Raw genomic sequence first — 11,970 nt, 5'->3', positions numbered from 1 at the left:
ATGCTTTCGAAGTGAGTTTTGTACGAAGTCAAATCATTGAAGCTAATGCTCACAAAACTTTTAGGAGGTAAAGTGCGATGAAAAAGGTAAAAAAAGTAATCATACCCGCGGCAGGACTAGGTACGCGCTTTCTTCCTGCAACGAAAGCCATGCCTAAAGAAATGCTTCCGATTATCAATAAACCAACCATTCAATACATTGTTGAGGAGGCTATTGCTTCCGGTATTGAAGATATCATCATTGTTACTGGTAAAGGTAAAAGAGCCATTGAGGATCATTTTGACAATGCGTTTGAGCTGGAGTCTAGGCTTCTGGAAGATGGAAAGCTGGATCTGCTTAAAGAGGTTCAACGTTCAGCTAAGGTAGAAATTCACTATATCCGCCAGAAAGAACCGAAGGGTCTGGGGCATGCCGTATGGTGTGCAAGACGGTTTATCGGAGATGAGCCATTTGGTGTCATGTTAGGCGATGATATCGTCACAGGAGCCGTACCTTGCCTTAAGCAGCTGATCGATCAATATGAAGAAACACAAAACTCGGTTATCGGAGTTCAAGAGATTCCTGATGAATTCACGAATCGTTACGGTATTATTGAACCGGATTTACAGGACGGTAAATTGTATCGGGTTAACAATTTTGTAGAGAAGCCGCCACTAGGTACGGCACCTTCCAATCTTGCGATCATGGGCCGGTATGTGTTTACTCCGAAGATCTTTAAGTATCTTGATTTGATGGAAGAAGGCGCTGGCGGAGAGATCCAATTGACAGATGCCATTCAGAAGTTGAATCAGAGCGAACGGGTATATGCCTATAATTTTGACGGAACAAGATATGATGTCGGCGAGCGGCTTGGATATATTTTGACAACACTTGAATTTGCACTGCAAAGCGAAGATTTGCGCTATCCGGTGATGGATGCAATGGCGGAATGGCTGAATAAAATGGGACAAACCAGCTTGAGTAGTTAAGTTGAGTTCGCAAAATTTTAGATGAGGAGGATGAGCATGCAAAAACTGCCGGAAGACTACGAGGCGGTCCTGCCGAAACTTTACATGCTGCATACCGATGAGAGAAGGAAAGAAGCAGAGTCCTATTTGATAATGAAACGGATGATCGATATCTTTTTTTCCGCTCTTGGTCTTCTCGTGTTAATGCCATTATTTGTTGTCGTGGCGATTCTGATCAAGCTGGAGGATCCGAAAGGAAAGGTGTTCTTTCGGCAAAACCGGGTTGGGAAGAATGAAAAGCAATTCCCGATGTATAAGTTCAGATCCATGGTCAGTAACGCTGAGGAGTTAAAAGAAAACCTGATGGCCTATAACGAAGTGAGCGGTGCCATGTTCAAGATTAAGAACGATCCGCGGATCACACAAATAGGGAGATTCCTGCGCAAGACGAGCATCGATGAGCTACCTCAGCTGTGGAATGTGCTGATAGGTCAAATGAGTCTGGTCGGTCCTCGTCCTCCGCTGCCAGAAGAGGTGGCTCAGTATACGGATTATGACAAACAGCGTTTGACGGTTACTCCAGGTTGTACCGGATATTGGCAAGTAAATGCCCGAAACAGTGTCGGCTTCGACGAAATGGTACAGCTGGACTTAACCTACATCCATATTCGGAGCACCATGCTGGATCTAAAAATCATTGCTAAAACCGGACTGATGTTACTCGGTTCAAAAGATGCTTATTAATAATGTGGAAATTAGGTGAATGCCGATGCGTGAATACGGAGACGTTCCTAAGCTTTCCATTATCATCTGTACCTACAACAGAGCACCTTTATTGATCAAGACGCTTCAGTCACTTTTAAAGCTGGATCACTTAGAGCAGGCGGAGATCATTGTTGTGGATAATTGTTCCAAGGATGATACTGAAGCTTGCGTCAAAAAGTTTATAGGAAAGCATGGAGCTGATGTGGATATCCGCTACATGATGGAGCCGATGCAGGGGCTTTCAGCGGCTAGAAATACAGGAATTCTGGCTTCCAAATCGCCGCTGATTGCCTTTCTCGATGATGATGCCATACCTTGCCAGCGTTGGATAACAACGATTGTCAGTACTTTCGAGAGTAAACCGGAGGTCATGGCTATGGGAGGCAAAATCGCTCCGATATTTGAAAGTAAACGTCCGGACTGGTTGATTAAACCCTTTGAGCTTCCGTACACGATTGTTGATTTAGGTAGCCGGATTAAGGAATATCCCAAGCAACTTCATCCTTGTGGGGCCAATATGGCGATGCGGAAGCTCGTATTCGACATCAGTCTTTTTCCCCTAGATCTCGGAAGAAAGGGTGATTCTCTGCTCTCTGGTGAAGAGACCTGGTTATTCGGACAGATTCAAAAAGAAGGGCATTCCATCCTCTACCATCCGGAAATGGCGGTTGACCATTTCGTTCCGGCGGCCCGTTTGACGGAAGACTGGATTATGAGGCGCTATTATAGCCAAGGTATCTCTAACGCTATGAAAAGCGAAGGACTAAAAGGCAAGCTGCTTCTAGTGGGAAAGACAGCCGCTAAGCTCGTGTATATCCTGGCTGATTCTATCCTCTCAAGAAGTAAAGGAAGAAGGCTTTTGAACAAATGCAGGCTGGAGAGTATTCGTGGAACGCTTCATATGATTCTCAATCGGGAGAGGCATTCCGCAGCGGGGTGAGGGATTAACATGACAAATTTTGAGTGGGGCTCCAAATTAAATGTTTTGCCATACGGGATGCTCTATCTCATGTCGGCCCTGTTCTTTGGAACGGCGGTCATCTACCAGCCGATGATTGCGATAGCTGCCGTGCTTCTGATAATTTTGCTGGGAATCTCGATTTCACGGCCTGAACTGATCAGTTATTTCGTTCTAATCACGACTGCAATATCGATTAACTTTTTATATGATGGCAGCATGTTCGGAATGGAGATACTGTCCCTTTATAAATTGGTTATCGTGATGCTGCTTGTTCCTTGTATTCTGGTCAATGGCTTGCGGTTTCGTCTGAGTCACCCCTTGTGGGCAATGGTAGCGCTGCTGGTGATTACCTTTGGGTCTTCGATCTGGCTGCCGGAAATGACCTCATCCATTGCAGTTAAAGCTTTTATCGGTCTATCCATTCCATTCGTATTTTTATTAATCAACTGGAAAAAGAATGTAGCCGAGCTGCAAATCAAAATTATCTGTATGCTTCCCCTTGTTAGTGTAGTGGTTGGTTTGTTGCTGCAGCTTGCGCATGTTCATAATTTTCTCAACATCGAGTATACAGGCGCTGTACGGATTCAGGGGGCTAATATTCCTGCGCATCTAGCGATGCTGGCCTTTATGGGAGTAGCGATTCCATTTATAGAGGTGAAGCGGAATCCGCAGCAAGCACGCTTTTTCTATATCATGTTAGTTCTAAATTTCTTTATCTTGATTGGAACAGGAACAAGAGGGCCTATATTGGCACTTGGACTTACCGTTCTCTATTACTTCTATGATATTCTCCGCCAATATTTGAAGGGCAGAACCTATCTGCTAATTCCGTTGATGGGTGCATTTTTCCTGATTATGGTCGCCGTTTTCTGGCAGCTCGATAATTTTGAGAAACGTTCCTTTGAGAGACAGACAGATACGGCTGTTGATTTATCAGGAAGGTCAGAGGCATGGGAGTATTTCTTAAACAAGGCTGCGGACTCTCCTTGGTCTGGTAGAGGGCTTGGAGCAGTGACGGTAGCAAATGATGGAACATTGTATAAGGGTTTTGTAGTTCCGCACAACGAGTATATCCGCTTTTACTTCGATGGGGGATATATTGGCGCTATTCTGTTGATGTTCTCTTTATTGGCTGTATTTATTCTGGTGTACAGAGCATTGGCTCCGCCGATCAAACCTTATTATCTGTTATTTATTGTAGCGTTTTTAATCTACTCATTCTCCGATAACACGCTGTCGACGGTCCAATTTATTATTCCGTTCTGTTGGTACCTGAACTGCCTGTATCGATCTTCACAGCCAACCGATTCCCCACAAAAAGAAGTGATACGATGAGTCAAGTGAATATGTTCGATGTCAATTTTGATAACTATGATTTCATGGATTTGCTTGATTACATTGATAAAACCATTCAGGAGAGGAATCAGTCTTATATCCTCACTTGCAATGTAGATCATGTGATCAAGCTTCGTAAGGATAAAGAATTTCAAACGGTATATTCGAAGGCAGGCGCAGTTGTTGCTGACGGAATGCCACTGATCTGGGCATCCAAAATGCTAGGCAAGCCGCTTAAGCAGAAGGTATCCGGCGCGGATCTATTTAATCGATTGGGCAACGCCTTTGAGCAAAGGAAGTACCGGCTGTTCTTCTTAGGCTCAGCTGAAGGTGTGGCGGAACGGGCAGCGATGAATTTGAAAACAGCACATCCCGGAATAAATGTGGTTGGCTGTTATTCTCCATCCTATGGATTCGAGCACAATGAGGAGGAGAATGAACGCATTATAGAAATGCTGACAGAGTGCCAGCCAGATATCGTGTTTGTTGGTGTAGGAGCACCTAAGCAGGAAAAGTGGATTTACCGCCACTATACCTCTTATCAAGCTCCGATATCGATCGGAGTGGGAGCGACCTTTGATTTTCTGTCAGGCTCAGTGAAACGAGCGCCTAGCTTCATGCAAAAAACAGGGTTCGAATGGTTCTGGCGGCTTAGCCAGGAGCCGGGCCGGCTCTGGAAAAGATATCTTGTGGACGATGCACAATTTCTACTTTTATTACTTAAGGAACTGCGTAAGCGGGATAAGGTGAAGGAAGGAGGCTTGGAATGAGTGTATTTACGCCCCCATCACTTAGGTTCATCAAGACAGTTGGATTAATAGGGGGGACTGCTGCTGTAGGTGTCTCTCTTCCGCTGATCATCGGCTTCTCCAGTGCGATGCTGAGTTCATCGAACAGTCTGCAGGGAGCCATTCTCTCAGCCATCCTATTCCCAGCTTTCTTGTTAGCCATACTTAGACCGAAAATGCTGGTTGCTTATACCTTGCTAATCTGGGCCGTAGCTCCAGAGCTGCGCCGCATTGCTGACTGGTCAGAAGGAGTGTATCACTCTGTATCCTTGCTGAGCTTAGCTCCCTTGTTAACCGGTGTAACCTTGATCATTCCGCTGCTGAAGGAGATTCATAATATTCAAAAAGCCTCCACGCGGATCATGTTAATGTTCGCAGTTGCGCTGGGTTATGGTGCTTTAATCGGTTTGGCTAAGAATGGCATGGGCTCAGTTTATGACTTAGCGAATTATATAGTGCCACTGCTGTTATTGCCGTACTTTGCCGTCACGAAGTTCAAGCCGAAGGATATCGATCGACTGCTTACCGCTTTTGCCAATATTGCAGTCCTAGTTGCCATTTACGGGATTGTTCAGTATTTGACGGTGCCACCTTGGGATGTGTTCTGGATGAAACATGCGGATATGATGTCCATCGGAAATCCATATCCATTGGAAATCCGAGTATTCTCTACGCTGAATTCGCCCGGACCGGCTGCAACCTTCTTAGCGTTTGCTTTAGTTCCGATGATACTGGAGAAAAAATGGCGGGGAACATTGCGCTGGATCGGCGTTCTGCTAGTTGTAATCTGCCTGCTGACTACTTTGGTACGTGCGGCATGGCTGATACTCCTGGTGATGCTGCTCATGTATATTGGAACCTCTCCTTCTAAGGGAAAGTGGAAAACCTTGATCCAATTAGTTTTTGTAGCTGCTGCGTTGTTCTGGGTTGTGCCGAAATTGCCTGGTGCCGAAGGACTGGTTGCTCGGGTAGAGACACTTTCTTCTGTTCAAGAAGATCACTCTTATAATGAACGGCTAAGCTTATGGCAAAACATGCTGCCGATGGTTGCCGCCAATCCAGTAGGTCAGGGAATTGGTAGTGTAGGCCAAGGGACTAAGCTTGGTAATGACGGCGAGCTTGGAGAGTACGGAATTATGGATAACGGAGTTATCGCTTTACTGCTTACCTTTGGTGTTCTGGGTGCTGTTTTCTTCTTCGGAGCTTTAGGCGCAGTTGTCAAACAGATATTCGCTAGAGTAATCAGCAGGGACCAATTGCAGCCCTACGCCCGACTTGCGTTAGCTACTTGGACCGGTGCGATTGTCAGTCTAGTTTCAGATAATGGGTTTCCCGGACTCAAGGGATACTTAATCTGGATGCTGATCGGTCTTGGCCTCAGCGCAAGGGAGATTACTCAAAGTAGAAGGAAGGGAACACCGTATGCAGCAGTTGAATGCAAAATCTCTCCCCGCTAGAACGATCTGGTCATCTTTTAGATTGTTCGCCAAGAGCAAGGACAACAGCTCGGCAGCCGTAAAAACTATGTTTGTCAGTGTCATGATCCTATTGATTAACATGTTAACTGGTGTACTGACCGCACGTTATCTTGGACCGACAGGTCGTGGGGAACAGACGGCAATGATTAACTGGTCACAGTTTCTGGCGTTTAGCATGAGCTTTGGCATTCCTTCAGCTCTCATCTATAACGCGAAGAAAAATCCGGAGGATGCCGGAGTGCTTTATCGTATGGCATTGCTGCTCGGTACCATTTTTGGAGTCATAGCGATGATTATAGGTATCGTGGTCTTGCCTTATTGGCTGAAATCCTTCAGTCCGGAGGTCGTGACCTTTGCTCAGTGGTCTATGATTCTGTGTCCGATTATAGTGATCTCTCAAATTAACAATGCAGCTTTTCAATTCAGAGGTGAATACAAGAGGTTTAATTGGATTCGCTATCTAGTGCCGTTGCTTACACTGACGATGATCGGGATATTGATCGCGCTGGATCAGATGAATCCATTTACAACTGCAGTTGCCTATCTTCTTCCGGGAGCGCCGCTGTTTATCGGAATGACGATTTCCTTGCTTCGTACCTATAAGGTGAAGATGAGAGGGGCCTATCAGAATTTAAAAAGATTGTTTACTTACGGACTTGGTTCCTACGGCAATGACTTGCTTGGCAATTTCTCTACCTATATCGATCAGATCGTTATTGCCGGTTTGTTAAGACCTGCTGATTTGGGGCTGTATGTAGTGGCTGTGAGTCTATCACGAATGGTTAATTTTTTCTCAAGCTCAATTACGATCGTGTTGTTTCCTAAGGCTTCTGAGCTGTCCAAAGAACAGGCAGTTGAGTTAACATTCAAAGCCTTCCGAATAAGTACGACCTTCACCATGCTTGGCGGGGTATTCCTGATGCTCTTAGCCCCTTTAGTAATTCCGTTGATGTACGGCAAAGACTTCAATGCGGCATTAACCGTGTTTCGCTTATTGCTCCTTGAAGTGACCATTAGCGGAGGGACGATCATTCTGGCGCAGGCATTTATGGCGTTAGGCAAGCCAAAAGTGGTTTCGATGCTTCAAGGTTTCGGCTTACTTTTGGTTATCCCAATGTTGTTCCTGCTCATCCCTAAATTTGGCTTACTCGGAGCAGGGATAGCGATGTTGTCATCAGCAATCCTGCGATTTTTCTTCATTGTTCTCAATATAAAGTACACCTTAAAAGTTAAACTTCCGCGGTTGCTCATTACCCGGGAGGACATTCAGTGGATGAAGACGACGATGAATTCTTACATTCGCAAGAAACCTATGGATATGAATGGATAATGCGAAAGATAAAGGAGGAAACCTTCATGGATTCAGTAAAAAGCGTGGTAGGCGGCCAAGGCAATTATCCAATATCGGCTGTCATCATCGCTCAGGATGACGAAGTTCGAATATCTAAGGCCATACAATCCTGCAGGTTATTCGCCGACGAGGTGGTTGTGATTGACGGAGGCAGCAAAGACGGGACAGTACAGCTTTCTGAAAGCTTGAATTGTCGTGTATACGTCAACCCTTGGCCCGGATATGCGAAACAGAGGGAGTTCGGAGTAGAACGCGCGGTTCATGATTGGGTCTTCCTTATTGATACTGACGAAGTGGTCAGCGACGAGTTGGCCGCGAGTATTCTTGAACTGAAACCGGGGCTTATGGATCAATCGGTTGCCTATTCTATCTACCGGATTGGCGATTTTATGGGCAGATGGCTGGATCGTGGCGAATATCTAGTGCGCCTTTACAACCGCAAAGCGTATGGCATTCGAAATAGCTTGGTGCACGAGATGCCCGAGGTCTCTGAAGAGCGAACCATACGTTTGACAGGAACCCTCTGGCATTATGGTTACCGCAGTATTAACGATCATGTGGCACGTTTCAATAAGTACACTGACTTGGAAGCTGAAAGTGCGTATGCCAAGGGCAAACGATTTCGGGTCAGTCATCTGCTGTTAAGACCACCAGCCCGTTTCCTGCAAAAGTATTTCTTACACGGGTTGTTCAAGAAGGGAATGTCAGGTTTCGGAGTATCCGTATTCTGGGTCATGTATGAATTCATGGTCGGCTTCAAGCATTACGAATTAATTAGATCGGGAAAGCTGACTCAGCACAATGCGAAGACGAGTCAGACCGAGAAGGAGAATAAAGGAGAGAGAAGCTATGCCGTACAGTGACGGATTGAACATTATGACGACAGGCCTTAGCTGGCCGTCGCTACAGCCGGGTGGGCTTAACACGTATTTCAAATCCGTTTGCGAGCAACTCTCCTCACGTAATCGGGTGCATGCGCTGATTTGCAGTCAAGAGACGCCTGCTACCCCTGAGGAATTGATTATTCACAATGCCGGAGATCCAAAAGATGGGATCTGGAAACGTAAGGATGCTTTCCAGCGTAAGGCGGCCGATCTGATGGGAGAGGGCAGTGGCCGTATAGATATTTTATACACTCACTTTGCTCCTTATGGTATTGGTCCAGCCTTGGAAGCAAAGAAACGTGGGATTCCTGTAGTGATGACTTTTCATGGCCCATGGAATGAAGAAATGAAAATCGAAGGCCAAGGCATTAAGCACCGGGTCAAAACAACCATCGCCAAATCCATTGAACATAGAGCCTATAAGCTTGCGGATAAGTTCATCGTGCTTAGTGAGACGTTCCGCGATATTCTCCATAAGCTGCACGGAGTGCCACTACACAAAATTATTGTGATTCCAGGCGCAGCTAATGTGGAACGTTTTATTCCCGCTACGAATCGATTGGCGATTCGCCGGACCTTGAATTTACCTGAGGGAGCAACAACCGTGCTGACTGTCCGGCGTTTGGTCAATCGGATGGGACTACTCCAGCTGCTTGAAGCCTGGAAGCAAGTTGCGGAGCGATTCCCAAATGCAATTCTGCTGATTGGTGGTAAAGGGCCGTTGCGGGGGGAACTGGAAGAAAAAATCGCCGACTATGGCTTAAGCAACAAGGTAAGACTGCTAGGCTACATTCCTGATCATGAACTAGCCTCTTATTATCAGGCAGCGGACATGTTCGTGGTTCCCTCACAGGCATTGGAGGGCTTTGGTTTGATTACCGTTGAAGCCTTATCTTCAGGATTGCCAGTGATGGCTACACCGATTGGCGGCAATAAGGAAATTTTGCAAGGCTTCCGGCCGGAGTTGCTATTTAAGAGTTCAAGTAGCGACCACATGGCTGAAGGCATGATCCATATGCTTAGCAATCGAAAACTGCTTCCGAGCCGGGATGAATGTAGGGAGCATGTACTGGAGAGATATACCTGGGAGCATGTTACGGATCAAGTAGAATCCGTGTTCCTACAAGCTTTAGGAGAGGAGGTGACCACGTAATGCTTAGAGTGGCTTATATAGATCACACTGCTAAATGGAGTGGTGGAGAAGTTGCCCTGTTTAACATCCTTACCCATATTGGAGAACAGATCGATCCCCTGGTAATCCTGGCTGAGGATGGTGCCCTGGCTGAACGGCTACGTGAAAAAGGAATGGATGTCCGTATTATTCCGCTGGATGAGAGCATCAGAAGTCGTGGTAGAAATGCAGTCAACTTGGGAGCACCTGCTGCAGCCTTCAAGCTGTTGGCTTATGGCCGCAAGCTTGCGCCGCTTTTAAAAGCGGAGAAGGTAGATTGCGTGCACACCAATTCCCTGAAATCTGCATTATACGGAGCCATCGCTGCAAAAATAGCGGGCGTTCCATTGATCTGGCACATCCGGGATCATATTGGAGCTCCTTATTTAAAGCCAATCGTTGCCAAAGGAATTCGTTTGCTGTCGCGTCTGCTCCCCAATGGAGTCATCGCAAATTCACATTCTACGCTGAATGCTTTGGAGCTGCCGCGTTCGAAAAAAACGCTGGTCGTATACTCCGCTTTCGCTAAAGCGATTGGTAATGGGATCGGTATGCGGGACCAGAAGGATTTTAACGTACTGCTAGTTGGTCGATTGGCGCATTGGAAAGGTCAGCATATTGTGCTGGAAGCCGCAAAAAGCTTTAAGAACGAACCTCGTGTGAAATTCTGGCTGGCCGGAGACGCTCTGTTTGGAGAAGAGGCTTATAAGCAGGAATTGCTGCAAAAGATAAAAAACGACGAGCTTACTAATGTAAGCATGCTAGGGCATGTGGATGATATTCAAGGCCTTATGAATACTGCTGATTTACTGATTCACACTTCGGTAACTCCTGAGCCTTTTGGCCAAGTTATCGTTGAAGGAATGGCAGCGGGATTGCCGGTGATCGCCTCCAATGAAGGCGGGCCGGTAGAAATTGTAGTTCAAGGTGAGACAGGGCTACTGATAGAGCCTGGTGACGCGGCGATACTGGCAGACTCCATTAAATGGATGCTGGATCACCCAGAGGAAAGACGGCGGATGGCGGACAATGGGATGAAACGAGTGAAAGAGCATTTTGTTATCGAGAATACGGTCAAGGACATCGTTGACTACTATAAAGGTTTGTTGGCGGGCACCTGACAGATGATGATATGACGCGGTAATTCTGAAGATGATGCTCCATAAAACTTTGAGGATGATTCACATGAAAATTGCGATAGCGCACGATTACTTAATCCAAATGGGCGGCGCGGAAAGAGTGGTGGAAGTCTTTCATCACATGTATCCCGAGGCTCCAATCTACACAACGGTTTTTAACGGAAGCCGCCTTACTGACAATCTCAAAGATGCGGATATCCGTGCCTCCTGGCTGCAAAAGATTCCGGGGGTAAAGACCAATTTTAAAGGGGTGCTGCCACTTTATCCAATGGCCATCCGTGATTTGGACTTTCGCGGTTTCGATATCGTCCTGAGTTCCAGCAGTGCTTTTATGAAAAGTATTCAAGTTCCTAAACATACGTTTCATCTTTGTTACTGCCATACGCCTATGCGCTTCGCATGGGATTATGACACCTACATGGAACGTCAGTCGAATTCCGGGCTGTTCAAAAAAATGCTTAAGGTATACATGCAGCAGCTCAAAACGTGGGACCAACGGACTTCCAAAAATGTGAATCAGTTCGTAGCCAATTCTTCAGTAGTGAAGACGAGAATTCAGAATTATTATCACCGGGATGCAGATGTCATATTTCCACCGATTAATACAGCCCGGTTTACAAGCTCTTCTACCATTGGTGACTACTATTTAATTGTCTCCCGGCTTGTTTCCTACAAGCGGATTGATCTGGCAGTAGAGGCTTTCAATCGTAACGGTCTTAAGCTTTATATCGTAGGGGATGGACCGGATCGCAAGCGTCTCGAAGGCATGGCTAAGGATAATGTATCGTTTTTGGGCCGGCTGGAAGATGAACAAGTAACTGGAATGATGGCACAGTGTAGAGCATTTATTTTTCCAGGAGAAGAGGATTTTGGAATTACACCGCTGGAAGCGAACGCTGCAGGAAGACCGGTAATTGCTTATCAAGCAGGTGGGGCACTAGATACTATTATTCCTTATGTAAATGGTGTGTTCTTTCAGCATCAAGAAGTGGAGGATCTACTTAAGGCTATTTATGAGGTAGAGTCCTACGCTTGGGATATCGATCAAATTATGGAACATGCACGTAAATTCGATGAGCAGGCGTTTATGGTTAAGTTCAAGCAGTATGTTGAGCAGGCGTACGTCAATTTTCTAAAAGGAGGATGATTAT

Annotated in this window: 11 protein-coding genes; all 11 read left to right on the top strand. The window is 46.0% G+C overall.

From position 1 onward, the window contains the following. Positions 1-77: 77 nt before the first annotated feature. Positions 78-968 (top strand): UTP--glucose-1-phosphate uridylyltransferase GalU, encoded by an 891-nt coding sequence (galU, locus tag MKY14_RS22655; protein ID WP_042185171.1) that lies wholly within the window; start codon positions 78-80, stop codon positions 966-968. Between the two features lie 30 nt (positions 969-998). Continuing rightward, positions 999-1,691, top strand: coding sequence for a sugar transferase (locus tag MKY14_RS22650; RefSeq protein ID WP_076129267.1), 693 nt, complete (start codon positions 999-1,001; stop codon positions 1,689-1,691). 25 nt (positions 1,692-1,716) lie between these two features. Beyond that, positions 1,717-2,652 carry a glycosyltransferase gene (locus MKY14_RS22645; protein ID WP_036676610.1) on the top strand — a complete coding sequence of 312 codons (936 nt, stop codon included), beginning with the start codon at positions 1,717-1,719 and terminating at the stop codon, positions 2,650-2,652. A gap of 9 nt (positions 2,653-2,661) precedes the next feature. Further along, positions 2,662-4,008: an O-antigen ligase family protein gene (locus MKY14_RS22640; protein WP_340977371.1), complete on the top strand. Its 1,347-nt coding sequence runs from the start codon at positions 2,662-2,664 to the stop codon at positions 4,006-4,008. After that, a complete protein-coding gene (locus MKY14_RS22635; protein ID WP_036676606.1) occupies positions 4,005-4,778 on the top strand; it encodes a WecB/TagA/CpsF family glycosyltransferase in 774 nt (257 codons plus the stop codon). Before MKY14_RS22640 ends, MKY14_RS22635 begins: the two co-directional genes overlap by 4 nt. Continuing rightward, positions 4,775-6,253, top strand: a complete 1,479-nt coding sequence (locus MKY14_RS22630) for an O-antigen ligase family protein (RefSeq protein ID WP_076129265.1) — start codon at positions 4,775-4,777, stop codon at positions 6,251-6,253. The genes MKY14_RS22635 and MKY14_RS22630 overlap by 4 nt, the downstream gene beginning before the upstream one ends. Continuing rightward, entirely contained in the window at positions 6,219-7,604 is a 1,386-nt protein-coding gene (locus MKY14_RS22625) for an oligosaccharide flippase family protein (protein ID WP_076129264.1), read from the top strand. The genes MKY14_RS22630 and MKY14_RS22625 overlap by 35 nt, the downstream gene beginning before the upstream one ends. Positions 7,605-7,630: 26 nt before the next feature. Continuing rightward, complete coding sequence (locus MKY14_RS22620; RefSeq protein WP_038568901.1) at positions 7,631-8,488, top strand: glycosyltransferase family 2 protein; 858 nt, start codon at positions 7,631-7,633, stop codon at positions 8,486-8,488. Beyond that, the gene (locus MKY14_RS22615) at positions 8,475-9,662 is read left to right on the top strand and encodes a glycosyltransferase family 4 protein (RefSeq protein ID WP_036676596.1); all 1,188 of its coding nucleotides are present in this window, start codon (positions 8,475-8,477) and stop codon (positions 9,660-9,662) included. Before MKY14_RS22620 ends, MKY14_RS22615 begins: the two co-directional genes overlap by 14 nt. Continuing rightward, a complete protein-coding gene (locus MKY14_RS22610; RefSeq protein ID WP_036676593.1) occupies positions 9,662-10,801 on the top strand; it encodes a glycosyltransferase family 4 protein in 1,140 nt (379 codons plus the stop codon). Before MKY14_RS22615 ends, MKY14_RS22610 begins: the two co-directional genes overlap by 1 nt. 64 nt (positions 10,802-10,865) lie before the next feature. Beyond that, on the top strand, positions 10,866-11,966 hold the full coding sequence (locus MKY14_RS22605) for a glycosyltransferase (protein ID WP_036676592.1): 1,101 nt from the start codon (positions 10,866-10,868) through the stop codon (positions 11,964-11,966). Positions 11,967-11,970 lie beyond the last annotated feature (4 nt).

Source organism: Paenibacillus sp. FSL R5-0887 (assembly GCF_038002305.1).
Lineage (GTDB): Bacteria > Bacillota > Bacilli > Paenibacillales > Paenibacillaceae > Paenibacillus_AQ > Paenibacillus_AQ odorifer.
Note: the sequence above shows the minus strand (reverse complement) of the source record. Positions and strands in the feature narration are given on the sequence as shown.

Bases quoted from the DNA above. Each gene is read 5' to 3' on its own strand.
- MKY14_RS22635 (WP_036676606.1), top strand. From the start codon at position 4,005: ATGAGTCAAGTGAATATGTTCGATGTCAATTTTGATAACTATGATTTC.
- galU (WP_042185171.1), top strand. From the start codon at position 78: ATGAAAAAGGTAAAAAAAGTAATCATACCCGCGGCAGGACTAGGTACG.
- MKY14_RS22610 (WP_036676593.1), top strand. From the start codon at position 9,662: ATGCTTAGAGTGGCTTATATAGATCACACTGCTAAATGGAGTGGTGGA.
- MKY14_RS22640 (WP_340977371.1), top strand. From the start codon at position 2,662: ATGACAAATTTTGAGTGGGGCTCCAAATTAAATGTTTTGCCATACGGG.
- MKY14_RS22615 (WP_036676596.1), top strand. From the start codon at position 8,475: ATGCCGTACAGTGACGGATTGAACATTATGACGACAGGCCTTAGCTGG.
- MKY14_RS22630 (WP_076129265.1), top strand. From the start codon at position 4,775: ATGAGTGTATTTACGCCCCCATCACTTAGGTTCATCAAGACAGTTGGA.
- MKY14_RS22645 (WP_036676610.1), top strand. From the start codon at position 1,717: ATGCGTGAATACGGAGACGTTCCTAAGCTTTCCATTATCATCTGTACC.
- MKY14_RS22605 (WP_036676592.1), top strand. From the start codon at position 10,866: ATGAAAATTGCGATAGCGCACGATTACTTAATCCAAATGGGCGGCGCG.
- MKY14_RS22620 (WP_038568901.1), top strand. From the start codon at position 7,631: ATGGATTCAGTAAAAAGCGTGGTAGGCGGCCAAGGCAATTATCCAATA.
- MKY14_RS22650 (WP_076129267.1), top strand. From the start codon at position 999: ATGAGCATGCAAAAACTGCCGGAAGACTACGAGGCGGTCCTGCCGAAA.
- MKY14_RS22625 (WP_076129264.1), top strand. From the start codon at position 6,219: ATGCAGCAGTTGAATGCAAAATCTCTCCCCGCTAGAACGATCTGGTCA.